22 protein-coding genes are annotated in these 26,549 nt (G+C 71.7%); 13 read left to right on the forward strand and 9 right to left on the reverse strand.

Going from position 1 to position 26,549, the window contains the following annotated elements:
- Nucleotides 1–58 precede the first annotated feature (58 nt).
- Both ACIO3O_RS15545 and ACIO3O_RS15550 read right to left on the reverse strand, forming a co-directional pair.
- A complete protein-coding gene (locus ACIO3O_RS15545) occupies nt 59–727 on the reverse strand; it encodes a methionine ABC transporter permease (RefSeq protein WP_401745555.1) in 669 nt (222 codons plus the stop codon).
- A complete protein-coding gene (locus tag ACIO3O_RS15550) occupies nt 724–1,806 on the reverse strand; it encodes a methionine ABC transporter ATP-binding protein (RefSeq protein ID WP_401745557.1) in 1,083 nt (360 codons plus the stop codon). The genes ACIO3O_RS15545 and ACIO3O_RS15550 overlap by 4 nt, the downstream gene beginning before the upstream one ends.
- 534 nt (nt 1,807–2,340) lie before the next feature.
- Here ACIO3O_RS15550 and ACIO3O_RS15555 point away from each other — a divergent pair.
- Nucleotides 2,341–2,700 carry a hypothetical protein gene (locus ACIO3O_RS15555; protein WP_189827416.1) on the forward strand — a complete coding sequence of 120 codons (360 nt, stop codon included), beginning with the start codon at nt 2,341–2,343 and terminating at the stop codon, nt 2,698–2,700.
- Nucleotide 2,701: 1 nt separating this feature from the next.
- Complete coding sequence (locus ACIO3O_RS15560; RefSeq protein ID WP_401745558.1) at nt 2,702–3,115, forward strand: hypothetical protein; 414 nt, start codon at nt 2,702–2,704, stop codon at nt 3,113–3,115.
- A gap of 145 nt (nt 3,116–3,260) precedes the next feature.
- On the opposite strand, the gene ACIO3O_RS15565 is transcribed toward ACIO3O_RS15560, so the two are convergent.
- On the reverse strand, nt 3,261–4,712 hold the full coding sequence (locus ACIO3O_RS15565; protein WP_401745560.1) for an MFS transporter: 1,452 nt from the start codon (nt 4,710–4,712) through the stop codon (nt 3,261–3,263).
- A gap of 113 nt (nt 4,713–4,825) precedes the next feature.
- Between ACIO3O_RS15565 and ACIO3O_RS15570 the strand changes: the two genes are divergently transcribed.
- On the forward strand, nt 4,826–5,719 hold the full coding sequence (locus ACIO3O_RS15570; RefSeq protein ID WP_401745561.1) for a helix-turn-helix transcriptional regulator: 894 nt from the start codon (nt 4,826–4,828) through the stop codon (nt 5,717–5,719).
- On the opposite strand, the gene ACIO3O_RS15575 is transcribed toward ACIO3O_RS15570, so the two are convergent.
- The gene (locus ACIO3O_RS15575; RefSeq protein ID WP_401745904.1) at nt 5,692–7,116 is read right to left on the reverse strand and encodes an MFS transporter; all 1,425 of its coding nucleotides are present in this window, start codon (nt 7,114–7,116) and stop codon (nt 5,692–5,694) included. The genes ACIO3O_RS15570 and ACIO3O_RS15575 overlap by 28 nt on opposite strands.
- A 109-nt stretch (nt 7,117–7,225) precedes the next feature.
- On the opposite strand from ACIO3O_RS15575, the gene dusB reads away from it, so the two are divergent.
- The 4 genes from dusB to ACIO3O_RS15595 all read left to right on the forward strand — a co-directional run bounded on the left by dusB (nt 7,226) and on the right by ACIO3O_RS15595 (nt 15,563).
- On the forward strand, nt 7,226–8,353 hold the full coding sequence (gene dusB, locus ACIO3O_RS15580) for a tRNA dihydrouridine synthase DusB (protein ID WP_401745563.1): 1,128 nt from the start codon (nt 7,226–7,228) through the stop codon (nt 8,351–8,353).
- Nucleotides 8,354–8,729: 376 nt separating this feature from the next.
- On the forward strand, nt 8,730–11,468 hold the full coding sequence (gene ppdK, locus ACIO3O_RS15585) for a pyruvate, phosphate dikinase (protein WP_401745565.1): 2,739 nt from the start codon (nt 8,730–8,732) through the stop codon (nt 11,466–11,468).
- A gap of 331 nt (nt 11,469–11,799) precedes the next feature.
- Nucleotides 11,800–14,220, forward strand: coding sequence for a discoidin domain-containing protein (locus tag ACIO3O_RS15590; protein WP_401745567.1), 2,421 nt, complete (start codon nt 11,800–11,802; stop codon nt 14,218–14,220).
- Between the two features lie 413 nt (nt 14,221–14,633).
- On the forward strand, nt 14,634–15,563 hold the full coding sequence (locus ACIO3O_RS15595) for a helix-turn-helix domain-containing protein (RefSeq protein ID WP_401745907.1): 930 nt from the start codon (nt 14,634–14,636) through the stop codon (nt 15,561–15,563).
- Nucleotides 15,564–15,626: 63 nt separating this feature from the next.
- On the opposite strand, the gene ACIO3O_RS15600 is transcribed toward ACIO3O_RS15595, so the two are convergent.
- The 4 genes from ACIO3O_RS15600 to ACIO3O_RS15615 all read right to left on the reverse strand — a co-directional run bounded on the left by ACIO3O_RS15600 (nt 15,627) and on the right by ACIO3O_RS15615 (nt 20,032).
- Nucleotides 15,627–16,463, reverse strand: a complete 837-nt coding sequence (locus tag ACIO3O_RS15600; protein WP_401745569.1) for a carbohydrate ABC transporter permease — start codon at nt 16,461–16,463, stop codon at nt 15,627–15,629.
- 6 nt (nt 16,464–16,469) lie between these two features.
- Nucleotides 16,470–17,420 (reverse strand): carbohydrate ABC transporter permease, encoded by a 951-nt coding sequence (locus ACIO3O_RS15605; RefSeq protein WP_401745571.1) that lies wholly within the window; start codon nt 17,418–17,420, stop codon nt 16,470–16,472.
- Entirely contained in the window at nt 17,417–18,700 is a 1,284-nt protein-coding gene (locus tag ACIO3O_RS15610) for an ABC transporter substrate-binding protein (protein ID WP_401745572.1), read from the reverse strand. Before ACIO3O_RS15610 ends, ACIO3O_RS15605 begins: the two co-directional genes overlap by 4 nt.
- Before the next feature lie 162 nt (nt 18,701–18,862).
- The gene (locus tag ACIO3O_RS15615; protein WP_401745573.1) at nt 18,863–20,032 is read right to left on the reverse strand and encodes an FAD-dependent monooxygenase; all 1,170 of its coding nucleotides are present in this window, start codon (nt 20,030–20,032) and stop codon (nt 18,863–18,865) included.
- 1,475 nt (nt 20,033–21,507) lie between these two features.
- Between ACIO3O_RS15615 and ACIO3O_RS15620 the strand changes: the two genes are divergently transcribed.
- The 4 genes from ACIO3O_RS15620 to ACIO3O_RS15635 all read left to right on the forward strand — a co-directional run bounded on the left by ACIO3O_RS15620 (nt 21,508) and on the right by ACIO3O_RS15635 (nt 24,598).
- Nucleotides 21,508–21,921 carry a VOC family protein gene (locus tag ACIO3O_RS15620; protein WP_401745575.1) on the forward strand — a complete coding sequence of 138 codons (414 nt, stop codon included), beginning with the start codon at nt 21,508–21,510 and terminating at the stop codon, nt 21,919–21,921.
- A gap of 107 nt (nt 21,922–22,028) precedes the next feature.
- Nucleotides 22,029–22,640, forward strand: coding sequence for a sensor domain-containing protein (locus tag ACIO3O_RS15625; RefSeq protein WP_401745577.1), 612 nt, complete (start codon nt 22,029–22,031; stop codon nt 22,638–22,640).
- A gap of 8 nt (nt 22,641–22,648) precedes the next feature.
- Complete coding sequence (locus tag ACIO3O_RS15630; RefSeq protein ID WP_401745579.1) at nt 22,649–23,896, forward strand: sensor domain-containing protein; 1,248 nt, start codon at nt 22,649–22,651, stop codon at nt 23,894–23,896.
- A gap of 57 nt (nt 23,897–23,953) precedes the next feature.
- Nucleotides 23,954–24,598, forward strand: coding sequence for a response regulator (locus ACIO3O_RS15635; protein WP_401745580.1), 645 nt, complete (start codon nt 23,954–23,956; stop codon nt 24,596–24,598).
- A 66-nt stretch (nt 24,599–24,664) separates the two neighbouring features.
- On the opposite strand, the gene ACIO3O_RS15640 is transcribed toward ACIO3O_RS15635, so the two are convergent.
- Nucleotides 24,665–24,985 (reverse strand): putative quinol monooxygenase, encoded by a 321-nt coding sequence (locus tag ACIO3O_RS15640; protein WP_401745582.1) that lies wholly within the window; start codon nt 24,983–24,985, stop codon nt 24,665–24,667.
- 120 nt (nt 24,986–25,105) lie between these two features.
- On the opposite strand from ACIO3O_RS15640, the gene ACIO3O_RS15645 reads away from it, so the two are divergent.
- Together ACIO3O_RS15645 and ACIO3O_RS15650 are read left to right on the forward strand one after the other, a co-directional pair.
- The gene (locus ACIO3O_RS15645) at nt 25,106–25,288 is read left to right on the forward strand and encodes a hypothetical protein (RefSeq protein WP_401745583.1); all 183 of its coding nucleotides are present in this window, start codon (nt 25,106–25,108) and stop codon (nt 25,286–25,288) included.
- A 12-nt stretch (nt 25,289–25,300) separates the two neighbouring features.
- Nucleotides 25,301–26,533 carry a ferric reductase-like transmembrane domain-containing protein gene (locus tag ACIO3O_RS15650; RefSeq protein WP_401745584.1) on the forward strand — a complete coding sequence of 411 codons (1,233 nt, stop codon included), beginning with the start codon at nt 25,301–25,303 and terminating at the stop codon, nt 26,531–26,533.
- Nucleotides 26,534–26,549 lie beyond the last annotated feature (16 nt).

The raw sequence follows: 26,549 nt of genomic DNA on the forward strand, positions 1-26,549 counted from the left end.
TTCTTGATCTTGCGGATGGATCGCCCGGACAAGGAGTGCGGGCTCAGGGGAGGAAGGTTCAGGAGGTGCGGCCCCGGCGGGCGAGCAGGCGCACCGCGCCGTCGCCGATCAGCTGGACGACCGTCACCAGGACGATCAGGACCGCCACGGTGATGAGCATGAAGTTGGTCTCGAAGCGGTTGTAGCCGTAGTTGACGGCCACGCTGCCGAGTCCGCCGCCGCCGACCGCTCCTGCCATCGCCGAGTAGCCGACAAGGACGATCACCGTGGTGGTGACGGCGGAGATCAGGGTGGGCAGGGCCTGCGGGAGGAGCACCTTGAAGACGACGGTCGGCACGCCGCCGCCCATCGCCTGGGCGGCTTCGACCAGCCCGTGGTCCACTTCGCGGACGGCCGTCTCGACGAGCCGGGCGAAGAAGGGGATGGCGCCGATGGCGAGCGGTACGACCATGGCGCTGGGGCCGATGAAGGTGCCGACCACCAGGGTCGTGAAGGGGATCAGCGCGATCAGCAGCACGATGAAGGGGAGCGAGCGGCCGATGTTGACGATCACGCCGACGACCTTGTTGACGACCGCGTTCTGGAGCAGGCCGCCCTTGTCGGTGAGGACGAGGAGCAGGCCGAGCGGCAGGCCGCCGAGCACGGAGACGACCGTGGCCCACAGAACCATGTAGAGCGTGTCGATGATGCCCTGCGAGAGCAGCGGCTGCATTTCGGACCAGGTCACTTCGCGTTCTCCTTGACCAGGGCGGCCTTGTTCACCAGGACGGGCTGTTGCGCCGGTACGTCGGTGGGCTCGTCGTCATCCTCGACGTGGTCGACCTGGAGGCCCTGCTCGCGCAGGAAGCCGATCGGGACGACGTTCTCCTCGTACGGGCCGGGCAGCTCGATGCGCATCCGGCCGATCTGCTTGCCGCCGACGGTGTCCATCGCGGCGCCCAGGATCGAGATGTCGATGTTGTACGTCCGGGACAGCTGGGAGATGACCGGCTGGGTGGCGGCCTCGCCCTGGAAGGTGACGTCGACGACGGTGCGGCCGGGGCCGGTCGCGTGGCCGGTCACCGGGAACAGTTCGGCGGCCAGCTCGGAGCCGGGGGTGGCGAGCAGTTCGGCGACGGTGCCGGTCTCCACGACGCGTCCGCGCTGCATGAGGGCGGCCGAGTCGCAGATCGTCTTGACGACGTCCATCTCGTGGGTGATGAGCAGGACGGTCAGGCCGAGCTGCTGGTTGAGGTCGCGCAGCAGCTGGAGGATCGAGCGGGTGGTCTCCGGGTCGAGGGCGCTGGTGGCCTCGTCGGAGAGCAGCACCTTGGGGTCTCCGGCCAGGGCGCGGGCGATGCCGACGCGCTGCTTCTGACCGCCGGAGAGCTGTCCGGGGTACGACTTGGCCTTGTCGGCCAGTCCTACGAGGTCGAGCAGCTCCAGGGCCTTGCGGCTGCGCTCCTTGCCGGAGACGCCGAGGATCTCCAGGGGCAGCTCGATGTTGCCCTGCACGGTGCGCGAGGACAGCAGGTTGAAGTGCTGGAAGACCATGCCGATGCGGGAGCGGGCGGCGCGCAGTTCCTTGCTCGCGCGCTGGCCGCGTCCGGCGAGCGCGGTGAGGTCGACGCCGTCGACGGTCACGGTGCCGGAGGTGGGGCGCTCCAGCAGGTTGACGCAGCGGATGAGCGAGGACTTGCCGGCGCCGCTCTGACCGATCACGCCGAACACCTCGCCCTCGCGGACGTGCAGGTCGACGCCGTCGAGGGCGGTGACCTCACGGCCGCGCGAGGCGTAGACCTTGGTCAGGCCAGTTGTGGTGATCACAGGGTTTCCATCACTGTTGTCGAGTGCGCGGCGGTTCGTGTCCGCCGGACGCACGGGGCAGGTGTCCGGGGGCGAGGCTCAGCTCGGCTCGGGTGGATCTGGGGAGCCGAGGGCGCGCGGGGCGGGTGGCGCGGTCGTACGCGGGTGAGGCGTGCCGACGCGGCCGGACCGGGTCTCGCTTCGGGGCGCGAGGCTCAGGCGGGGGCCCTCAGAAGTCGCACATTCGACACATACAACGAGCACCGGGCGTCATCATCGCCTCGGTCGCAAGGGTGCGGCTGCTCGTCGTGGTCATGGGAACGAGTAAACCAGACGGGTGTGCGGACGGATCACTTCTGTCCGAATAGCGGACAGGTTGTGTCCAGGGATGGACAGCCGTGGGGCGTGGCGCCCTGTGCTGGCAAGGGTGCGGGGCGGGGGTGTGTGGCCAACGCCACGCCGGGTGCGAGGGTGGGTGCGGGGTGGGCGGCACGCCGTGCGCGGGGGTGGGGGTCCGAGGGGAAGCGTCCGGAAGCGCCCAGTACGCTCCTTCCCATGCTTGACGCCCTGACGGTCGCGGTCGCCGTGGCCGCGCTCGCCCTCGCCGCGTGGTGCGGTTACGCCGCCTTCCGCGACCAGCCCACCAAGGACTGGCACTTCATCGGCATGGCCGTGGTGTCGGTTCTCGCGCTCGCCCAGTTGGTGATCGGCATCGTGCAGCTCGCGCGGGGCGAGAAGCCGGCCGAGGGGAACGTGATCTTCGTGTCGTACCTGATCGGCTCGTTCGCGGCGGTGCCCGCCGCGGGGTTCATGTCGCTCGCGGAACGGACCAAGTGGGGGTCGATCACGGTGGCGGCGGGCGCTGTGGTGCTCGCGGTGCTGGAAGTACGGCTGTACGACATCTGGAGTGGCTGAGATGAGCGCGGAGACCGCCCCCGGGCGCAAGAGGCTCGTCAAGGGGCCCGGACTGCTGCTCGTGTGGCTGTACGGGGTGATGTCGGTGGGGGCCGTGTCGCGGTCGGCCTACCAGATCGCGACGGAGTACGACCGGGCGCCGCTGGCGTACACGCTGTCGGCGGTGGCGGCGGTCGTGTACGCGTTCATCACCTACACGCTGGTGCGGGGCGGGGAGACGGCCCGGCGGGTCGCGCTCGGGTGCTGTGCGGTGGAGCTGGTGGGTGTGCTGGTGGTGGGGACGTGGACGCTGGTGTCGCCGGGGTCGTTCCCCGACGCGACCGTGTGGTCGAAGTTCGGGTTGGGGTATTTGCTGATTCCGGTGATTTTGCCGGTGACGGGGCTTTTGTGGCTGCGGGGGCGGCGGGACGCTTAGGCGCTGTGCGGGCTGGGCGGGTGGGTTGGTGGTTGCGGTTCAGGGGGGGGGGGGGGGGGGGGGGGGCCCCCGGGGGGGCGCCCCCCCCCCCCCCCCCCCCCACGAACCGCAACCCCACTCCACCCGCACGCCCCCCCCAGGCGCCTCAGACCACCTCCCGCGGCAACCGCAAGCTCAGCAGCCCCGTCACCCCCGCGACAGCCACCTGCACCAGCACGGTCCAGACCAGCGCCCCCCGCATCCCCACCCCCTCCGCCAACCCCAGAAAGAGCGTCCCGAGGGTCGCCACCCCCAGCCCCAGCGCCGCCTGCTGCGCCGTGACCATCACCCCACTCCCCACCCCGGCCCGCTCCGCCGGAACCTCCGACAGCACGATCCGCATCAGCACCGGCAGCTGAAGCCCCTGCCCCAGCCCCGTCAGCACCATCGCCGGAAGCAGCGCGCCGAACCCCAACTCGGGCCACTCCCGCCACACCACTCCCACCAGCACCAGAAACCCCGTCGCCTGGATCAGCGACCCGGCCACCGCGACCCGGCCGCCCCACCGCCCGATCAGCTTCGGCCCCGCCAGGGAAGCCCCGAAGTACGCGAGCGCCATCGGCACCAGCGTCATCCCAGCCGCAACGGCCCCCTTCCCCAGCCCCTGCTGCAAAGCCACCGCGAGCACGAACATGTACCCGCCGAAGTTCACCGAGAACGGCACGATCGGCGGCAGCCCCCGCCGCATCGACGCCACCGCGAACATGCTCGGCGGCACCAGCGGCACCCGCCCGGCCCGGTCCGCCCGCCGCTCCACCAGGAAGAACGCGAGCGCCACGAACGGAAACGCCCCCAGCGACACCCACGTCCACAGCGGCCAGCCCGCCGCCCGCCCCTCGGTCAGCGGCACCAGCAGCGTGAGCAGGGACAGGGCGAGGAGCAGCGTTCCGGGTACGTCGACGGGCGCGGGCCGCTCCGAGCGGCTCTCCGGCACCGAGCGCGCCGCGAGCAGCAGCCCGAGGAGCACCACGGGCACGTTGACCAGGAAGATCGACCGCCAGCCGGTCCCGGCGAGGTCGGCGGCGACGAGGACCCCGCCGAGTATCTGCCCGGCGACTCCGGCGAGCCCGGCCGTCGCCCCGTACAGGCCCATCGCCTTCGCCCGGCGCTCACCCGCCGTCGACGCCTGGATGGTGGCCAGCACCTGCGGCAGCATCAGGGCCGAGGCCGCACCCTGGGCGACCCGTGCCGCGACCAGCGTCCCCGCGTCGGGCGCGAGGCCGCAGGCCAGGGAGGTGAGGCCGAAGGCGGCCATGCCCCACAGGAACAGCCGCCGACGCCCGAACATGTCGCCGAGCCGCCCGCCGAGGACCAGCAGGACGGCGTACGCCACCCCGTACCCGGCGACGACCAGTTCCAGGACGGCCGGTCCCGCGGCCAGTTCGCGGTCGATGGTCGGCAGGGCGACGTTGACGATGAAGAAGTCGACGAGCGGGAGCGCCGCACCGAGCAGCACGGTGAACAGGGCGAGCGGCCCCAGCGAGGACGGGGCGGAGGAGGGGGAAGCGGGGGAGGGACGGACAGGGACAGGAGCGAGTGCGGTCGTTGTGGTGGTCACGGCAGCCACTCTCCCGGCGCCCCCAGACGGGTACCAGAGCTTCCTTATCCTGGTAGTGGCAGTACCCGCCAACGGTCTGGCCCGACGGCGGCCCGACGGGAGAGGCTGACCACATGCTCACGACGACGCAGTACGAGACGGCCGCCCGACAGCCCACCGAGGCCGACGTCCGCCGCACCGAACTCGCCGCCTTCCTGCGCAGCCGCCGCGAGCGCATCACCCCCGAGCAGGTCGGCCTGGTCCGGGGCGCCCGCCGCCGCACGCCGGGCCTGCGCCGCGAGGAGGTCGCACAGCTCGCCGCTGTCGGCGTCACCTGGTACACGTGGTTGGAGCAGGCCCGCGACATCCAGGTCTCCCCGCAGGTCCTGGACGCCATCGCGCGCGCCCTGCGGATGGACCGGGTCGAGCGCTCCCACCTCTTCGCGCTCGCCGGGACCCCCGACCCCGCCCCCAACGGGCCCTGCCCGACGGTCACTCCGGCCTACCAGGCGCTGCTGCGGCAGCTGGAGCCGATCCCGGCCTGCGTCCAGAACAGCCGGTACGACATCCTCGCGTACAACCGCTCGTACGCCCGTCTGCTCTGCGACCTCGACGCCCTGCCCCGCCAGGACCGCAACTGCATGCTGCTCGCCTTCACCAACGAGGAGTGGCGCGCCTCCATGGACGACCTGCCCCGGGTCACCCGGTCGATGGCCGCCAAGTTCCGCGCCTCGATGGCCGGGCACCTCGCGGAGCCCGCGTGGAAGGCGCTGCTGAAGCGGCTGGAGGCCGAGTCGGCGGAGTTCCGGGAGCTGTGGGAGCGGCACGAGGTCGTCGAGCACACCGGCCACACCAAGTTCCTGCGCAACGCCGAGGTGGGCCTCCTGCACGTCGAGCACGTCAACCTCTGGCTGAGCCCGGGCAACGGCCACGGCACGGGCCCCCGCCTGGTCAGCTATCCGCCCGTCGACGCCGAGACCCGCGAGAAGCTGGAGCGCCTTCACGCCCTGGCGGGCGCCGCCTCCTGAGCCACCGGCTCCGCCAGCCGCTCCGCCGTCCGCAGCGCCGTCTTCTTCGCCCACGTCCCGCTGGTCAGCGCCCCGACGAGGAGGACGGCCAGTCCGCACCCGGCGATCACCCACCACGCCGGGACGGCCGCCGCCACGAAGCCGTCGGCGTACGAGGTCCCGCTGATCCCCGCCGCGATCACCGCCCCGATCACGGCGACCCCGAGGGTGGAGCCGACCTGGCGGCTGGTGGAGGCGACGGCGGCGGCCACGCCCGCCTGGGCGCGCGGCATCCCGGACACCGCCGTGTTGGTGATCGGCGCGTTGACCACGCCGAAGCCGATGCCGAACAGGACGTACCCGGTGAACATCAGCGCGGTGTTCGTCTCCGCCCGGAAGCCCGCGAACAGCACCGCGCTCGCCGTCATCGCGGTGCCCGCGACCAGCAGCGACAGCCGGGGTCCGCGCGTGCCGACCAGCCGCCCGGACAGCGGTGCGCAGACGAAGGTCAGCGCGGCCATGGGCAGCATGTACAGCCCGGCGTGCAGGGCGGACAGGCCGCGCACGTTCTGCAGGTAGAGGGTGTTGAGGAAGAGGAACCCGGCCAGCGAGGCGAAGGCGCAGATGGCGATCACGGTCGCGCCGCTGAACGGGGCGCTGTGGAAGAACCGCAGGTCGATCAGGGGTTCCGCGCGCCGGGGTTCGTACAGCACCAGGGCGACGAGCGCGAGGACCGCGACCCCGGCCAGGGACAGCGTGAGCGGCGAGACCCAGCCCGCCTCCGGGGCCTCGATGATCGCGTAGGTCAGGGCGGCGAGCAGCACGATGACCAGGAGCTGGCCCACCGGATCCGCCCTGCGGGCCTTGGGGGCGCGCGACTCGGGAACGTACCGGAACGTCAGCAGCAGGGCCGCGAGCCCGACCGGGAGGTTGACCCAGAAGATCGACCGCCAGCCCACCGAGTCGACGAGCAGCCCGCCGATCAGGGGTCCGGCGGCCATGGATATGCCGACGACGCCGCCCCAGACGCCGATGGCGCGGGCGCGTTCGCGCGGGTCGGTGAAGGTGTTGGTGATGATCGACATCGCGACCGGGTTGAGCATCGAGCCGCCGATCGCCTGCACCGCGCGGAAGGCGACCAGGGACCCCAGGTTCGGGGCCAGCGAGCACAGCAGCGAGCCGAGCGTGAACATCACCAGGCCCGCCATGAACACCTTGCGCCGCCCGATCCGGTCGGCCGTCGAGCCCGCGAGCATGAGCAGCGAGGCCAGGACCAGGGTGTAGGCGTCGATCGACCACTGCATTCCGGCGACGCTCGCGTCCAGCTCGCGCTGCATGGAGGGGAGGGCGACGTTGAGCGCCGTGTTGTCGAGGCTGACGATCAGCAGGCTCATGCAGCAGATGCCGAGGATCAGCATCCGGCGGCGGTGCGGGAGCGGGAGGGAGGTGTCGGCGGACATCTTTCGATAGTACGGATAACTAAAGAAACCGCTCGATCGGGTCCGGGGCGTGCGCGACAATGAGGTAATGACCTCGCTCAACATCGGCCCCCATCTTGTGCAGCCGCCCGTGGTCCTTGCACCCATGGCAGGCATCACGAACGCCCCCTTCCGCACCCTGTGCCGCGAATTCTCCGGCGGGAAGGGCCTGTTCGTGAGCGAGATGATCACGACGCGGGCGCTGGTGGAGCGCAATGAGAAGACCATGCAGCTGATCCGCTTCGACGCGAGCGAGCAGCCGCGTTCGATCCAGCTGTACGGAGTGGACCCGGTCACCGTCGGCAAGGCGGTCCGCATGATCGTGGACGAGGACCTGGCCGACCACATCGACCTGAACTTCGGCTGCCCGGTGCCCAAGGTGACCCGCAAGGGCGGCGGCTCGGCCCTCCCGTACAAGCGGCCGCTGCTGCGCGCGATCCTGCACGAGGCCGTGACCAACGCGGGCGACCTCCCGGTCACGATGAAGATGCGCAAGGGCATCGACGACGACCACATCACCTTCCTGGACGCGGGCCGCATCGCCGTGGACGAGGGCGTCACCGCGATCGCCCTGCACGGCCGCACGGCCGCCCAGCACTACGGCGGCACCGCCGACTGGGACGCCATCGCACGCTTGAAGGAGCACGTGCCGGAGATCCCGGTGCTCGGCAACGGCGACATCTGGTCGGCGGACGACGCGCTGCGGATGGTCCGCGAGACCGGCTGCGACGGCGTGGTCGTGGGCCGCGGGTGCCTGGGGCGGCCGTGGCTGTTCGGCGACCTGGTGGCGGGCTTCGAGGGCCGTGAGGGGCGGGCGACGCCCACGCTGCGCGAGGTCGCGGTGGTGATGCGGCGGCACGCGGAGCTGCTCGGCGAGTGGATCGGCGACGAGGCACGGGGTGTCATCGACTTCCGGAAGCACGTCGCCTGGTACCTGAAGGGCTTCTCCACGGGCGGCGAGATGCGGAAGAAGCTGGCTGTGGCGTCTTCTCTCGCCGAAATGGACGCTCATCTGAGCGAGCTTGATCTGGACCAGCCGTGGCCGGAGGGGGCGGACGGGCCTCGGGGGCGTACGTCCGGAAATGGGCGGGTTGTGCTGCCTGATGGCTGGCTGAAGGACCCGTACGACTGTGCCGGGATCAGTGACGAGGCGGAGCTGGACACGTCCGGAGGGTGAGATCCGGGGTGCTCTGATGAGCGTACGGATGAGTGATTCTCGCCACGCCTGATGGTGTAGTCGCTCAGATGAGCATCAAGAGACGGGCTGCAGTTTTCAAAGGGTGGCACCCAGTGCCACCCTTTCTTTTTTCAATCTCCGAGATCATCCGTAACGCTGAGTCGATCAGCGCCGCTCTTGTCGTGCCTCTTTGTGATCTTCCGTTCAAGACCTGAAGGCTGACCGCACGGGCCCGGTGAGCCCGGATCACTTTCGATCTGCTGGCGGACGGGTGGTTAAAGCCGTATGACGGTTAAGTGGACGTACCCAGACACCTTCGATCTGGGTATGTTCCTCGCCGTCAGGGCAGCCAACGCGTCTTCGAGGAGCCGAGACCGTGTCGGAAAACAAAGAACCCCACGTAGGTACGTCGACTTCTGAGCAGAAGTTCGTCTACGACTTCACCGAGGGCAACAAGGACCTCAAGGACCTTCTCGGTGGCAAGGGCGCCAACCTCGCCGAGATGACCAACCTGGGTCTGCCGGTGCCCCCGGGGTTCACGATCACGACCGAGGCCTGCAAGGTCTACCTCGACAGCGGTGACGCTCCCAAGGAGCTGCGCGACGAGGTCAGCGCCCACCTGGACGCCCTTGAGGCGAAGATGGGCAAGAAGCTCGGCCAGGCCGACAACCCGCTCCTCGTCTCGGTCCGCTCCGGCGCGAAGTTCTCGATGCCCGGCATGATGGACACGGTCCTCAACATCGGCCTCTCCGACGCCTCCGTCACCGGCCTCGCCCAGCAGGTCGGCGGCGACGAGCGCTTCGCGTGGGACTCCTACCGCCGCCTGATCCAGATGTTCGGCAAGACCGTCCTCGGCGTGGACGGCGAGCTGTTCGAGGACGCCCTCGACGAGGCGAAGACGGCCAAGAAGGTCAAGGTCGACACCGACCTGGAGGCCGCCGACCTCAAGAAGCTGGTCAAGAAGTTCAAGAAGATCGTCTCCGACGCGTGCGGCCGGGACTTCCCGCAGGACCCGCGCGAGCAGATGGACCTCGCGATCAACGCGGTCTTCGACTCGTGGAACACCGACCGCGCCAAGCTCTACCGCCGCCAGGAGCGCATCCCCGGCGACCTGGGCACCGCGGTCAACGTGTGCTCGATGGTCTTCGGCAACCTCGGCCCGGACTCCGGCACCGGCGTCGCCTTCACTCGCGACCCCGCCTCCGGCCACCAGGGCGTGTACGGCGACTACCTCCAGAACGCGCAGGGCGAGGACGTCGTCGCGGGCATCCGCAACACGGTCCCGCTCGCCGACCTGGAGCACATCGACAAGGCGTCGTACGACCAGCTCATGCAGATCATGGAGACCCTCGAAACCCACTACAAGGATCTCTGCGACATCGAGTTCACCATCGAGCGCGGCCAGCTGTGGATGCTCCAGACCCGTGTCGGCAAGCGCACGGCGGGCGCCGCCTTCCGCATCGCCACGCAGCTCGTGGACCAGGGCCTCATCGACGAGGCCGAGGCCCTCCAGCGGGTCAACGGCGCGCAGCTCGCGCAGCTGATGTTCCCCCGCTTCGACGACGAGGCGAAAACGACGCTGCTGGGCCGGGGCATCGCCGCCTCGCCGGGTGCGGCGGTCGGCAAGGCCGTCTTCGACTCGTACACGGCCGTGAAGTGGTCGCGCTCGGGCGAGAAGGTCATCCTGATCCGCCGCGAGACCAACCCCGACGACCTGGACGGCATGATCGCCGCCGAGGGCATCCTGACCAGCCGCGGCGGCAAGACGTCCCACGCGGCGGTCGTGGCGCGCGGCATGGGCAAGACCTGTGTCTGCGGCGCCGAGGAGATCGAGGTCGACACCAAGCGCCGCCGCCTCACCGTCGGCGACACGGTGGTCGAGGAGGGCGACGTCGTCTCCATCGACGGCTCCTCCGGCAAGGTCTACCTGGGCGAGGTCCCGGTCGTCCCGTCGCCGGTCGTGGAGTACTTCGAGGGCCGCATGCACGCGGGTGCCGACGACGCCGACGAGCTGGTCGAGGCCGTGCACCGGATCATGGCGTACGCCGACCGCCGCCGCCGGCTGCGGGTGCGCGCCAACGCGGACAACGCCGAGGACGCGCTGCGCGCACGCCGCTTCGGGGCGCAGGGCATCGGCCTGTGCCGCACCGAGCACATGTTCCTCGGTGAGCGCCGCGAGATGGTCGAGAAGCTGATCCTCGCCGACACGGACGACGAGCGCGAGGAAGCCCTCAAGGGCCTTCTGCCGCTTCAGAAGCAGGACTTCATAGAGCTTTTCGAGGCCATGGACGGCCTGCCGGTCACCGTCCGTCTCCTCGACCCGCCGCTGCACGAGTTCCTGCCCGACATCACCGAGCTCTCGGTCCGCGTCGCCCTCGCCGAGTCCCGCAAGGACGCCAACGAGAACGACCTGCGCCTCCTCCAGGCCGTGCACCGCCTGCACGAGCAGAACCCGATGCTGGGCCTGCGCGGCGTCCGCCTCGGCCTGGTCATCCCGGGCCTGTTCACCATGCAGGTGCGGGCCATCGCCGAGGCCGCCGCCGAGCGGCGCAACGCCAAGGGCGACCCGCGCGCCGAGATCATGATCCCGCTGGTCGGCACGGTCCAGGAGCTGGAGATCGTCCGCGATGAGGCCGAGGCGGTCATCGCCGAGGTCCAGGCGGCCACCGGCATAGACCTCAAGCTGGCGCTCGGCACGATGATCGAGCTGCCGCGCGCCGCCATCACCGCCGGTCAGATCGCCGAGGCGGCCGAGTTCTTCTCCTTCGGCACGAACGACCTCACCCAGACGGTCTGGGGCTTCTCCCGCGACGACGTGGAGGCCTCCTTCTTCACGGCCTACCTGGAGAAGGGCATCTTCGGCGTCTCCCCCTTCGAGACCATCGACAAGGACGGCGTCGGCTCGCTCGTACGGCAGGCCGTCGAGGCGGGACGCAAGACCCGCCCCGACCTCAAGCTGGGCGTCTGCGGCGAGCACGGCGGCGACCCGGAGTCCGTCCACTTCTTCCACGAGGTGGGCCTGGACTACGTGTCCTGCTCCCCGTTCCGCATCCCGGTCGCCCGCCTGGAAGCGGGCCGGGCGGCGGCCCAGTCGGCGGGCAGCGACAGCCGCTGACGCCGTACTCGGCCTTCTGCTCCTGGCCCGCTGCTGCTGGGCCTGTGTGAGACCACCGATCCCGTTGCCGGGACTGCACCACCCCCACCCTCACCCCTGGCGACGGGCTCGGCCCGATACGAAGCGGCGGCACCCCGTGCGGGGGTGCCGCCGCTTCGGCGTGCGCGCGGACCGGGGCGGGCGTGCGGGTGTCCCGGCGGGCGTGCGGGGGTCCAAGAGGAGAGGGTGCGCAGTCCTTGCGGTAACGGTTTGGGTACCGGTATAGACCACTGTGGATCAGATCGCGTCACTCATCGCTCGTACGCCCCGGACGTCCTCAGGAGGACCCCGCATGAGCAAGGGAACGACCGCACACCAGGAATCCACCCCGCCCCGTTTCTCGCGCCGCGCCCTCGTCGCCGCTGCCACCGTCGCCACCGCGACCACCGTCTTCCCCTTCTCCGCCCCGGCCTACGCCGCCGAGCCCGCCCCGCCGCTCACCGAGCCCGCGCTCGCCGCCGACGGGACCAACGCCCGGCCGGTCGTCGTCCCCGCCCTCCAGGAGTGGACCGGAGGTACGGGCACCTACCGGATCGACGACGACACCCGGGTGGTGGTGGAGGGGCGGGCCGATCACCAACTCCTCGCCCTGGCCCGGACCTTGACCGAGGAGATCGGCGAGGTCACCGGGGTCCGGCTGGCCGCGCCCCGGCGCGGTCAGGCCCGGCGCGGGGACATCGTGCTGCGGGTCGACCCCCGCTCCGTACACCCCAAGGGCGGGGAGCTGTATGAGCGGGAGGGGTACGAACTCCAGGTCGCCGAACGGGGGTTGAGAGTAACCGCACCCGGCTATCGAGGGGTCTTCTACGGCACCCGCTCCCTCCTGCAGATCCTCCTCCAGGACGACCGCCGCACCCGCGTCCCCGTCGGCACCGCCCAGGACTGGCCGCACTACCGGCTGCGCGGCTTCATGCTCGACGTCGGGCGGCGCTTCTTCACCCCCGGGTTCCTCCGCGACTACCTGCGCATCATGGGCTGGTTCAAGCTCAACGAGCTCCAACTCCACCTGAACGACAACGAGATCACGGCCCCCGGCGGGGACTGGTCCAAGGCCTACGACGCCTTCCGGCTGAAGAGCGAGAAGAAGAAGTGGGACGGGCTCGCCGCGAAGGACGGGGCGTACGACCGGCGGGACTGGGATTCCTTCGAGGACGTCGCCGCCGCGCACGCGGTCACGCTCACCCCCGAGATCGACGCCCCCGCGCACTCCCGCTCCTTCGTACGGTTCCGCCCCGACATCGGGCTCGGCGGCCCCAACAGCGACCACCTGGATCTGGGGAATCCGGCGACCCTGGCCTTCATGAAGGAGGTCTTCGACGAGTTCACGCCATGGTTCCGCAGCCCGGAGGTGCATTACGGGGCCGACGAGTACACGGGCCCGGAGTCCCACTACCGGGCGTACTTCAACGGGATGGCCGCCCACCTGCGCGACAGTCTCAAGAAGCGGCCGCGCGCCTGGGGCAGCCTCAGCCGCCTCACCAAGGAGCCCGCCGCCTACGACAAGCAGGTCACGATCCACAGCTGGAACAACGGCTGGTACGGCCCGCAGGCCGCGAAGCGGGACGGCTACACCGACATCGTCAACACCAACGACGGGCTGCTGTACGTCGTGCCGTTCGCGACGTACTACCACCCGCTCGGGCTCGACGGCCGTTACCTGTACGACAGTTGGGAGCCGCACGTCTTCCCCGGCAAGGAGAGCCTCGCCCCCTTCGACCCCGTCCTGCGGGGCGCCATGTCCGCCGTGTGGAACGACCTCGTGCACGCCACGTACACCGAGAAGGACGTCCACGGCCTGATCGAGAAGACCTTCGGCATCCTCGCCCAGAAGATGTGGAGCGGCACCAAGGCCGCAGTGCCGTACAGCGCCTTCACCGCCTCCATGCGGCGCGGCGCACTCGGTCCCGGGCTCCAGGTCGTCGGGCCGACGCTCACCGAGCCGGACCAACTCTCCTTCCGCGCCGCCGCGTTCGCCTCCTCCAGTGGCTACGGTACGAAGCCCGCCGCCGCGACGGACGGCAGCCCCGTGACCCGCTGGAGCAGCCGCCACGAGCGCGAGCCCTGGCTCGCCGTCGACCTCGGGAAGGTGCGCGGGGTGGGCAGGGTGCGGCTCGACTGGGGCCAGGAGTACGGGCGTTCGTACGACATCGAGGTGTCGGCCGACGCGAAGAAGTGGGCGAAGGTCGCCGAGCGGCGGGACCGCGGCGCGCCCGGCCGCGACGAGCTGGCCTTCGACGCGGTCGACGCCCGGTACGTACGGGTGCGGGGCCGGGAGCGGCGGCCGGTCCGCTGCACCCTGTGGTCCGTGCAGGTCTTCGACGTACCGGACCTGGCACGGGGGAAGGCGACCACGGCCTCCTCGGCGGAAGTGGACTACCTGGGGGCCGCCCTCGCCACCGACGGGGACCCGGGGACGCGGTGGGCGTCGAAGTACACCGACGGCGAGTGGATCGCGGTGGACCTCGGGTCCGTACAAGGCTTCCGGCGGGTGCTGCTGGACTGGGAGGCCGCCGCCGGGAAGGACTACGACCTCCAGGTCTGTGACGACGGGACCGTGTGGCGCACCGTCGTGGAGCGGCGCGGGCGGACCACCGCCGGGGAGGACGCGATCGAACTGCCCGAGGGGACGCGGGCCCGGTACGTCCGGATGCAGGGGCGTGCACGGCAGTCCACGTACGGGTACTCGCTGTGGCGGTTCGAGGTCAGAGCGTAAAGGTCAGCCCAGCTGCGCGAAGTGAGCAGTTGAAAAGTCGACCTTCGCAGTCCGGGGTTCGCCGGGACTTTCCCCCGCGTTCTCCGGCGCACCGGAGGCGGCGACGCCGGGCACGGTCGGCAGATCCCCACCTGCCGACCGCGCCCCGGCGCCTCGGGCGGACACCGACTCCGCCGGCCCCGCTCGCCGCCGTCAAGTGCGGCGAAGCCCCCCACGGCCTTCGCCGAACCCCTCGGGCGTGCGGGGCGGCCGGTGTCCGACACGGCCCAGCTTCGCTCCTGCCGCACCGCCCCGGCGAGGCGTTTCAACTGTGGCCGAAAGGCCGTGGTGACGGGGTGTGAGGGCATGCATACTCAGTCCCTGGGGTGGTTGCGGGTGCAACCTTGGGGCGAGGGTGGGGAGTTGGGCCGGTGGTGCTGCGCATCCACTTCACGGGGGAGGACCTCGCGCGGGTACGGCTCGCCGCGCGTCCGGACGCCCTCTGGGAGACGGTCCTCAGCCTGCACCGGCTGCGGGACCGCAGGGGCGGGCGGGCCTACGGGGGCTGGCGGGAGCAGACCCGGGCCCGGTGGGCGGGCGGCGGGCGCAACCTCCTGCGGGCGGTGGTGCCGCCGCGCGGGTACTTCCCCGACTTCCTCACCCCCGAGGAGGGGGCGACCGGCTGGGCCGAGGGCCTGGCGGCGGTGCGCGGCACCCCCGAGGGGCGCGTCGGGGCCGAACTGGCGGTGCTGGGCGGCGCGTTGGACGTACCCCTGGCCGGGCTGGTGGACGCGCTCGCGGACTACCACCGGGCGGCGGTCGTCCCCGTGTGGCGTGAGGTGCAGGCGCGGGTCGAGGCGGACCGGGCGGCGCGCGGGCGGGCGCTGCTGGACGGCGGGGCCGACGCCCTGCTCGCGTCGCTGCCGCCGGGCCTGCGCTGGCACGCGCCCGTGCTGGAGGCGGACTACCCGGTGGAGCGGGAGGTGTGGCTCCACGGCCGGGGGCTGCGCCTCCAGCCGTCCTTCTTCTGCCAGGGGGCGCCCGTGATGCTGTACGACCCGGGGCTCCCGCCCGTGCTGGTGTACCCGGTGGCGCACGCGCCGGGGCGGCCCGGGGAGCGGGCCGGGGCATCGCTGGGCAGGCTGGTGGGGCACACCCGGGCGGCGGTGCTGCGGGCCATCGACCACGGGTGCACGACGAGCGAGCTGGCCCGCCGGGCCGGGGTGTCGCTGGCGTCGGCGAGCCAGCACGCTGGGGTGCTGCGGGAGGCGGGGCTGGTGGTGACGCTGCGGCACGGGAGCGCGGTGCTGCACTCGCTCACCCCGCTGGGGGTGGCCCTGGTGCGGGGCGCGGCCTTCCCGTAACAGGGCTGGCGGCCGTCCCGTGACAGACCTGGCGGCCTTCCCGTAACAGATCCAGCAGCGGACCTAGTCGTCGATGCCCGACCGCTCCACCCCCGCCACGATCCACCGCTGGAAGAAGAGGAACACCAGCAGCAGCGGCAGGATCGACACCGCCGCCGCCACGAACAGCTCGTGCAGGTTGACCGTCTGGGCGGTGTTCAGCGTGGACAGGGCCACCTGCACCGTCCAGGAGCTCTGGTCCTGGCCGATGACCAGCGGCCACAGGAAGGCGTTCCACGCGCCGATGAAGACGATGGTGCCCACGGCGGCGAAGACCGGCCGGGAGTTGGGCACCACGATCCGCCAGAAGGTCCGCCAGTACCCGAGCCCGTCCACCCGCGCCGCGTCCTCCAACTCCCGCGGGAAGCCCAGGAAGTACTGCCGGAAGATGAAGCACGCGAAGGCCGAGAAGAGCGTCGGGACGATCAGCCCTCGCAGGGTGGAGACCCAGCCCAGTGAGGAGACCAGCACGAAGCTGGGCACGAAGGTCACCGCGGCGGGGACCATGAGTGTGCCGAGGATCGCGTAGAAGACCGTGTTCGCGTGGCGGTAGGGGATGCGGGCCAGCCCGTACCCGGCGAGCGCCGCGAGCAGCAGGGTGCCCAGCGTCGTCGCCACCGCGATCAGCGCCGAGTTGAGGAGCGAGCGGGCGAAGGGGATCGCCGTGTCGTCGAAGAGCTCGGTGACGTTGCCCCACTGGAGGGTGGCGGGGAAGAAGGTCCAGTCGGGGGAGGTGATCTCGGCGTCGGTGGCCAGCCCGTTGCGGACCAGCAGGTAGAAGGGGATCAGGAAGAGCAGGGCCAGAGCGACCAGCAGCACCACGCGCAGGGCGCGGCCCACCCGTACGAGAGCGTCGTTCATCGGGGCTCAGTCCTCCTTCCGGCCGAGGCCGAAGAAACGGGCCTGGAAGACCGTCACCACCGCGATGATCAGGGCCAGGATGATCGCTCCCGCGCTGCCCATGCCGAGGTTCTGCCCCTGGCCGAGCGCCGTGTAGTACAGGTAGACCAGCGGCGGGCGGGCGTACGGCGGGTAGCCGCGCGAGTCCGAGAGCAGGTTGTAGAACTCGTCGAAGGCCTGGAAGGCGTTGATGACCAGCAGTAGGACGACGGCGACCGACGTGGCCCGCAGCAGCGGGAAGGTGATGTTGCGGAACACCTGCCAGCCCGGACGCGCGCCGTCGACGGCCGCCGCCTCGTACAGCGTCGGCGAGATCCGTTGCAGGCCCGCCAGGAAGAGCACCATGTAGAACCCCGCCTGGAGCCACAGCCGTACGGTCACGATGACCAGCCAGTACCAGGGCGGCGAGGTCGTCGACAGCCACGCCGTCTGGTCCGCGCCGAACCAGCCCAGCACCGTGTTCGCCAGCCCGAACCGCACCCCGTTGAAGATCGACATCTTCCAGATCAGGGCGGCCACCACGTAGGAGCAGGCCGCCGGGAGGAAGAACACCGACCGGAAGAAGGCCTGCGCGAAGCGCAGCCGGTTCACCATCAGGGCCAGCGCGAGCGAGAGCGCGTACGTCGCCGGGACGATGAAGGCGGTGAACAGGGCGAACGTGCCGAGGCTGCTGGTGAACGACTCGTCGCCCAGCATCGCCGTGTAGTTGTCGAGGCCCACGAAGTCCGTCGGGGAGACGGTGTTGTGCGCGTCGAAGAAGCTGAGGTAGAGGCTCCACAGGAGCGGTACGTACGTGAAGAGGCCGAGGCCGATCGCGAACGGGCCGACGAACACCCAGAACCAGAGCGTCCGGTTCTGGGTGCCGAGGAGCCGCTCCCGCACAGTGCTTCCGGCGGCCCGCTCCGGGCTTGCCGTCACGAGGTCTTCTTCTTCACGCGCTGAAGCTCCGCGTTCGCCGTGCGGACCACCTTCTTCAGCTCCGTGTCCGGGTTCGCGCCGTCCTTGATGATGCGGCTCAGCGCGTCCTGGTACGCGGTCGCCGACGCCGGGGTCCAGAGCAGGGGCTGCGCGTACGCGTTCTCGGTGGCGTACGTCACGGCGTCCGCCGCCGCACCCGACTTCAGCTTGTCCGCCTTCTTGGCGAGCGAGGTCCGGGCCGGGATGTGGAAACCGTACGAGAGCGCGAAGTCCGTCTGGAACTCGGCCTGTTCGATCCACAGCCACTTGATGTACTCCTTGGCGGCGGCCTGCTGCTTGCTGCGGGCGTTCACCGCCGCCCCGTACGCGCCGACCGGCACCGACGGCTTACCGCTGCCGCCGTCCTTCGGGAAGGGCAGCACGCCGAAGTCGTCGCCGAGCGCCTTCTGCACGGCGGGCAGCGCCCACAGGCCCGACCACTGCATCGCGGTCAGGCCCTGGACGAAGGCGGAGGGGTCGGACCAGTCCGTCGGGGCGCCGAGCAGGAGCGACTTGTCGGCGTACAGCTGGCGCAGCTTGCCGAGCGCGCGGGCGGCCGCCGGGTCGTCGAAGCCGACCTTGCCGTCGTCGGTGACGAGGGAGAGCCCGGCGGCGTACAGCGGGGTGCCGCCGATGGCGCCCGCGCCGCCGTCGTTGCCGAGGAAGAGGCCCTTGGTCTTCTTGTCCGTCAACTTCTTCGCTGCGTCCACGAGTTCGTCGAGGGTCTGCGGGGGCTCGACGTTCGCCGCCTTCAGCAGGCTCTTGCGGTAGAAGAGGATCTGCATGTCCACGACCTGCGGGACGGACCAGATCTTCCCGTCGTACGTCTTCGGCGCGAGCACCGCCTGGTTGAAGTCGTCCTTCACGCCCTCGAACAGGTCCGTGAGGTCCACGACCTGACCGCCCTGGATCTGGTCCAGCGTCGGCCCGTTGACCTCGAACACGTCGGGGCCGTCGGCCGTGAGGAGGGCGGCGGCGGTCTGCTGGTCGTAGTTGCCGGGCCGCCACTGCACGGTGACCTTGGTCTTCTTGTACGCCGCCGCGTACCGCCGCACGGCCTGCTCCGTGCCCGCCTCCCCGTACTGGTGGTACCACTGGGCGAGCCCCGCCCCGCCGCCCCCGTCCGGCCCGCCGCTCGAACCGTCCTCGTCGCGGCCGGTGTTGGAGCCGCAGGCGGTCAGCGCACCGGCGAGCGCGAGGCCGGACCCGGCGGCGAGGACAGTGCGGCGGCTGATCGACATGATGTGTTCCCCCAGGGGTGGATCATCGGCAGTGGTTGACCGTCGGACCGGACCATCGTGCGGACGGACCGCCCAACGATCAACCATGCGGGGGGATTACGGCCGGCGTGTTGCGCCGGTGTGTCGCCCTGTGAGACGGCGGACCGGGGGACGCGGGGCGGGTCAGTAGTCCTTGGCCACGTACGCGTTGGTCACCTCGGACATCTCCGGGCCGTCGAACTCCTCGCCCTTCTGCTGGGCCTCCATGCGTGCCTTGTTGGTGTACGCCAGCTCCTGGTTCGCGGTGACGAAGTCGCGCAGTTCGCGCTCGTACGCGGCGAAGGCGGCCGTGTGGTCGCCGTGCGCGGCCTTCAGCTCGCCCGCTAGGACGTACGCGCCGATGAGAGCCATGCTGGTGCCCTGCCCGGACAGGGGCGAGCCGCAGTAGCCCGCGTCGCCGACCAGCGCGACCCGGCCGCTGGACCAGGAGTCGGCCTTCACCTGGGCCATCGAGTCCAGGTAGAAGTCCTCGGCCTGCCACATGTGCTCGATCAGCTTCGGGAAGACCCAGCCCTTGCCCTGGAACTCGTCGGCCATGATCTGCTTCTGGGCCTGGACGTCCCGGTAGTCGTAGGAGAAGTCGGGGGCGTGCTCCAGGCCGAGGTAGGCCCGCATTTCCTTGTTCTCGCGTACGGACATGACCAGCCCGCCCCAGTTCGAACCGGCCGCCTGGAAGGCGATCTGCCACTCGTCGAGGTCGAGGAAGTTGGGGGCCGACCACACGGCGAGGATCGTGCCCATGTGGGTCACGAAGTCGGACTCGGGGCCGAAGGCCAGGGCGCGGGTGCGGGAGTGCAGGCCGTCGGCGGCGATCACCAGGTCGAAGGTGCGGGGCTCGTGGCCGTTGCGGAAGGTGACGTGGACGCCGGTGTCGTCCTGGTCGAGGGTGTCGATCGAGTCGTCGAAGAGGTACTCGACCTCCGGGCCTTCGCTGTCCGCCACCGCGTCGACCAGGATGTTCGCCAGGTCGTCGCGGAGGATCTCGATGTCGGGGCTGGCGAGTTCGCCGCCGCTCATGGTCTGCTCGGTGGAGCGGAAGAGCTCGTTGCCTTCGGGGTCGACCACGGACATGCCCCGCATGTGGACCTTGCGGGCCCGGGTGGTCTCCAGGACCCCCATCCGCTCCAGGACCCCCAGGGCACCGCCGCGTACGTCGACGGCCTGGCCGCCGGGGCGGAAGGCGGGGGTGAGCTCGACAACGGTGACCTGGAACCCGTACCGCTTCAGCCAGTAGGCGAGGGCGGGACCGGCGATGCTGGCGCCGGAGACGAGGACGTGCTGAGTGCGGGGCACGGTGGGGCCTTTCGGGCAGGTGGCGGAGGCGACGGCCCGGACGAGCAGGGCCGGGCCAAGTCTCCGGCTGCCCAACTCCCGGAGGAGAAAGGAAGGTTCAAGTCCGCGAAACGGTCAGGCAAAGCGGGCCCGGCCCGGGGGCGGGGAGGGGAGGGGCGGGGTGCGGCTCGGGTCGGGGTGCGGCGGGGGTGCGGTCCCCGGCCGGGGGGGGCGGGGCGGGCACGGGGTCGGCGAGGCCGGGCTGGGGGAGTGGCCGGGGCTGGTGCAGGGGTCCAGTCGCGGGGTGCCCGGCGGCCCGGGGGAGGGGGTTTGGAGGTGGGCGCCCGGCGCGGGGTTGGTGGGGTCGGGCGGGGGCGTGGCCGGTGTAGGGATCCAGTCCCGGGGTGTCCGGCGGCCGGAAGACGGGGGCTCGGGGAGGGTACCTGGCACGGGGCTGGCGAGGCCGGGTAGGGGGAGTGGCCGTGGCCGGTGCAGGGGGCCAGTCCCGGGGTGCCTGGCGGCCGGGGGGAGGGGGCTCGGGGTGGGCACCCGGCGCGGGGTTGGTGGGGTCGGGCGGGGGGAGTGGTCGGGGCCGGGGAAGGGGGTCCGGTCCGGGGGTGCCCCGCGGCCGGGGTCCGGTCGCACCGGAATCGGCCTGGTGGGATCTTGCCGGTGTGCCTCGCTCGGGAGCGAGGCGGAGCGCGGCCCGGGTCAGGGCGGCGGCAGGACCGGGGCGGCCCTTGGCGTCCGGCGGTCAGGCCCCGGCCCGTCGGGAGCCCGGGCACGCCGCCGCCCGGCCCGCAGCCACCGCCTCGGCCCGGGGCGGGGCGGGGCGGGGCGGGGCGTGGAGGGCCCCTGGACCACCTGGAGGCCTTGGTCCGGGGCCGCCCCACGCCGCCCGAGGTCCGCCCCCCCCACACACGCCAGCCCCAAGCGCCCGCCCCCGCCCGGCGCCCCGAGGCGCGCCCGGCACTGGAACACGCCTCGGCCCGCAGCGGGGTGTACCCGCAGATCCCGGCACGGGCGGCCCTCGCCCGGTCGGAGTCCCCCCACCGCCAGGCCTGGGGCGTGCCTTCGCCCGGTCGGAGTTCCCGCACCGCCAGGCCTGGGGCGTGCCCTCGCCCGGTCAGAGCCTCCACGCCGCCAGGCCTGGGACGTATCCCCGCCAGGTCAGAATCCCCACGCCGCCAGGCCTGGGACGTACCCCCGCCCGGTCAGAGCCCCCCCACCGCCAGGCCTGGCCAGCCTGGGATGCCCCCCCGCCCGGCCCCGGAGCCGCACACCGGCCCGCACCCCCTCCAGAGGTCCGCCCCCCCGGAGTCACATGCCTCCTCGCCGGGCCGTCGTTCGAATCTTGTGTCATTTTTCTTCCGTGGGGGCGATGAGTTTTCTGATCGCCCCCGGTCTACATCTGTGAAAGGCGACGGCAAGCGGGCCGCGCCGGACGTGCGGGACGCGAGTGACCGCGCGGGACGAGAGAGACAGGGACGCACACCATGGCGACGTACCAGCAGATGATCTTCCTGAACCTTCCGGTCAAGGACCTGGAGGCGTCGAGGAGCTTCTTCGTCAAGCTGGGCTACGGCTTCAACGAACAGTTCAGCGACGAGAAGACCGCGTCGGTGGTGGTCAGCGAGACCATCGTCGTGATGCTGCTCTCGGAGCCGCGCTTCAAGGAGTTCACGACGAAGCAGATCGCGGACACCTCCACCCACACCGAGGCCCTCATCGCCCTCAGCGCCGAGAGCCGCGAGAAGGTCGACGAACTGTGCGACGCGGCGCTGGCGTCGGGCGGCTCCCCGGCCAACGAGCCGCAGGACCACGGCTTCATGTACGGCCGCTCCTTCCAGGACCCGGACGGCCACATCTGGGAGATCGTCTGGATGGACCCGGCGGCCGTCCAGGGCTGAGCCCCCGGGACGGGTGTGCGGAACGGCCGGGGGTTCGGTTTGCCCCACCCCCGGTGTCCGTGCTGGCACGATCGCCGTACAGGGGGTCCGGCCGACAGGCTTGAGGCATGGACATCGCAGCGCAGTCGCAGGCCAGGGCCGTAGAGGGCCGGAGGATTCCCGGGTGGCGGGAGATCCTGCGGGAGCCGTTCCGCCGGGAGACCTGGCGGCGGGCCCTGTATCTGGTGCTGGCCGTGCCGGTGAGCGTGCTGTGTGTGCCGCTCGCGCTGGTGGGCGGGCCGGTGGGGCGGGTGCAACGCACCCTGCGGGAAAGGGTGTTGGGGGAGCGCTTCGAGGTGCGGGAGCGCGGCGGCGCGGTGGGGGTGGTGTACGCCCTGGCGGCCGTGCCGTTGAGTCTGGTCGCCTTCGTGGTGACGGCGTACTGCTGGTTCGTGGTGGTCATCAACCTCGGGTATCCGCTGCGGCCGGGCGGCGACCCCACCAACGCGTGGGGCGGGCCCACCATGGCCGGAGCCTGGGCCGTGCACGGGATCGCGGGCGGTGTGGGGTTCCTACTGCTCACGCCGTGGATCGCCAAGGGGTTCACCGCCTTGCAGACGCGGCTCGCCGACGGACTGCTCGGGCGGGACGGGCGGGGGCGCGGGCGGGCGCTCGGGCTCGCGGTGGGGGTCGTGGCGGTGTGCGGGCTGTTGTCCGTGCCGATCATCCATCAGCTTTAGTGAGTGCCGTGAAACGTTCGTTGAAGGCGCTGCTCCATGCCCTTGTCGCCCTGCCCCTGGCCCTCGTCGGCGCGCTCCTCGTGCTGGTCGGGCTGCTGGTGGGCGGGGCGCTCTCCGTCACCGCGCTCGGGCCGTGGCTGATCGCCGCCACCCTGCGCGGCGCGGGCGCGCTGGCCTCCGTACAACGGGCCCTGGCGGGTGGGCTGTTGGGGGTGCGGGTGGAGACTGTGCCGCAACTCCCGCCCGGCGGCGGGCCGTTCGCGTGGCGGCGGGCGGTGCTCGCCGACCGACGGGCCTGGCGGGCGGTCGGCTGGGTGTGCCTGGCGCCGCTGCTGGCACTGCCCGGGCTGGTGGTCGCCTTCACCGGGTACGTGTACGGCCTGCTGTTCCTGCTCCACCCCCTGCTGCGGCACGTGAACTACACCACCGTCCGCGCCCCCGACGGCAGCGAACGGCACGTCTCGCTGGAGTGGTTCGGCGTGCAGATGGACACCTGGCCCCGCTGGCTCGCCGTGGTCGCCGCCGGTGCGCTGCTGCTCGCCGCCGCGCCGTATCTCGTACGGCTGGCCCTCCTCCCGTACGAGAAGGTCCTGCGCTCCCTCCTCGGCCCGGGGGCCGCCGACCGGCGCATCCACGCGCTGGAGGAGACCCGCGCCCGGGCCGTCGAGGACGCCGCCGCCACCCTGCGGCGCATCGAACGCGACCTGCACGACGGGACGCAGGCCCGGCTCGTCGGCCTGGGCATGCACCTCACGATGATCCGGGAGCTGGTGGCGGGCGGGGCGGGGGCCGAACAGGTGCTGGCCGTGGTCGAGACCGCCCAGGGCAACGCCCGACAGGCCGTCGCCGACCTGCGGGTCCTGGTCAAGGGCATCCATCCTCCGGTCCTCGACCAGGGCCTGGACGCCGCCCTGGCCACGCTCGCGGCGGACAGCCCGCTGCGGGTTCGGGTGCGGGTGGAGGTCGGCGAACGGCCCTCCCCGGCGGTCGAGTCGATCGCCTACTTCTGCGCCGCCGAGCTGCTCGCCAACGCCGCCAAGCACAGCGGGGCCGAGACGGTCGAGATCGAAGTGGCCGGGGACGGTGAGGTGTTGAGCCTGGTGGTACGGGACGACGGGTGCGGCGGCGCGGTCGTCGGGGCGGGCAGCGGGCTGACCGGTCTGCGCGGGCGGGCCGGGGCGGTGGACGGGACACTGGAGTGCGACAGCCCGGCGGGCGGGCCTACGGTGGTGCGCGTCGTCCTGCCGTACCGCTGAACCGTGGTGCGCGGGTGCGCGTCGTCCTGCCGTTCCGCCGAGAGGAACCGTCCCACCATGCGTGTTGTCGTCGCCGAGGACTCGGCACTGCTGCGGGACGGGCTCGTCCAGCTCCTCGGGATGCGAGGGGTGGAGGTGGTCGCGGCGGTCGGCGACGCGGACGCGCTGCTGGCGGCGGTCGCCGAGCACGGGCCGGACGCGGCGGTCGTCGACGTACGGATGCCGCCGACGCAGACGGACGAAGGGCTGCGGGCGGCCGTCGAGATCCGGCGGACGCACCCCGGGACCGGGGTGCTGATCTTCTCCCAGTACGTCGAGACCCAGCACGCCGCACACCTGCTGGGGAGCGGGGCCGGGGGAGTCGGCTACCTGCTCAAGGAGCGGGTCGTGGACATCGGCGAATTCGTGGACGCGCTGGGGAGGGTGGCGGCCGGGGGCACCGCCCTCGACCCGGAGGTCGTCTCCCAGCTCTTCGGCGCGAGCCGCCGGGCCTCCGCGCTGGACGCGCTGACGCCGCGCGAGCGGGAGGTGCTGGGACTGATGGCGCAGGGGCTCACGAACCAGACGATCGCGGGGCGGTTCGTGGTGACCGAGCGGGCGGTGGAGAAACACGTGGCGAACATCTTCGCCAAGCTGGGGCTCGGGGTGGGGGAGGGCGGGCACCGCAGGGTGCTGGCGGTGCTGCGGTATCTGGAGGGGTGAGGGCGAGGAGTGAGGGCCGAGGGGTGAAGGGCGGTGCGCCCCGCACCCCTCCGGGCACCCGGCGGATCAGATCTGGAGCTCGCCCATCTCGCTCCAGCCCGTCTGGCCCTCGATCGTCGTGCTGACGATCTGCGGGGTGTGCCGCAGCAGCGGACGCATGGTCTCCAGGCCCGCACGGAAGTGGTCCGAGTTCACGTGCGCCTCGGCCGCGTCGTCCTGGAAGGCCTCCACCAGCACGAACTCGTTCGGGTCCGCGATGCTGCGGGACCAGGTGAACCACAGGTTCCCCGGCTCGGCGCGGGTGGCGTCCGTGAACGCCGCCACGTGCTCGGTCCAGGACTCGGCGTACTCGGGCTTTACCGGAAACTTCACGACAATAAAGATCATTGGGCCATTCTAGGCCCGCCCTTAATCCCCGTTCAGGGCTCCCTCAAGCCTGCCTTAAGGATCCCGCCCGACCGCCCTGACCAGCCCCTTCGCCCCTACCCGCGGCCTAGGTTGGCAATCGTGACGATCGAGGCCCCCGCACCGCCCCAGCCGGACGCCTACCCGGCCCTCTCGGCCTACCTCTCCCGGGCCGCCCCGCAGGTCCCCGCGCCCGGGCCCCCGGCCCCCGAACCCGTCCGCACCCCCCGCCTCACCCCGCGCGCCCTGCGCACCGGCATCCTCACCGGCCTCGGCGCGGTCTGACTGCTGTGGGGCGTGCAGGCCGTGCCCTCCTTCCGGCTCGACTCGCTCTTCGCCGCCGGGGCGCACCTCAGCGGGCTGCTCGCCGGGTACGGGGTCCTCGTCCTGCTCTTCCTGATGGCCCGCGTCCCCGCCGTCGAGCACGGCGTCGGCGCCGACCGGCTCGCCCGCTGGCACGCGCTGGGCGGGCGGTACGTGCTGTCGCTGTGCGCGGGGCACGGGCTGCTCGCCCTGTGCGGATACGCCGCCCACACCGGCGACGACCTCTTCACCGCCACCGTCGACCTGCTCGGGTACGCCGGTGTCCTGACCGCCGTGCTCGGCACCGCGCTCCTCGCCGCCGTCGGCGTCAGCTCCGCGCGCGCCGTCCGCGCCCGGCTCCCGTACGAGACCTGGCGGGCCCTGCACCTGCTCACCTACCTCGGCGCGGCCCTCGCCCTCGCCCACCAGCTCGTCGGCCCCGACGTCGCCGGGAGCCCCCTCACGCTGTGGCTGTGGGCGATGCTGCACACGAGCGTGGGGGTGCTGCTGGTCTGGTACCGGGGGGTCGTTCCCGTACGCCAGGCCCTGCGGCACAGCCTGCGGGTGCGGGAGGTCCGGGACGAGGGGCCGGGGGTGGTCTCCGTCCTCGTACAGGGCATGGGGCTGGACGAACTGCGGGCGGAGCCCGGGCAGTTCTTCCGGTGGCGGTTCCTGCGGCGGCGGCTGTGGCACACCGCGCTGCCGTTCTCGCTGTCCGCGCCGGTGCGGGACGACATGCTGCGCATCACCGTGAAGGCGGCCGGCGACCACACCCGGCGGCTGCGCCGCCTGCGCCCCGGCACCCGGGTCCTGGCCACCGGCCCGTTCGGCGCGCTCACCGCGCACCGGCGCACCCGGCGCAAGGTGCTGCTGCTCGCGGGCGGCGTCGGGATCACCCCCATGCGGGCCCTGTTCGAGACGCTGGACTGCGCACCGGGGGAGCTGACGCTGCTCTACCGGGCGGGCAGCGCGGCACAGGTGGTACTGCGCGAGGAACTGGAGGCGATCGCCCGGGAGCGGGGAGCGGGCCTGCACTACCTGCTCGGGCCCTCCGACGGCGCGTACGACCCCCTCGCCCCGCAGGCCCTGCGCGACCTGCTGCCCGACCTCGCCGAGCACGACGTGTTCCTGTGCGGGCCGCCGGGGATGGCCGACGCGGCGACGGCTTCGCTGCTGCGGGCCGGGGTGCCCGAGGCGCAGCTGCACGTCGAGCTCTTCCGGTTCTGACTCTTCTGCCGCCCTT

The sequence above is a fragment of the Streptomyces sp. NPDC087440 genome, from assembly GCF_044744005.1.
Classification (GTDB): Bacteria; Actinomycetota; Actinomycetes; order Streptomycetales; family Streptomycetaceae; genus Streptomyces.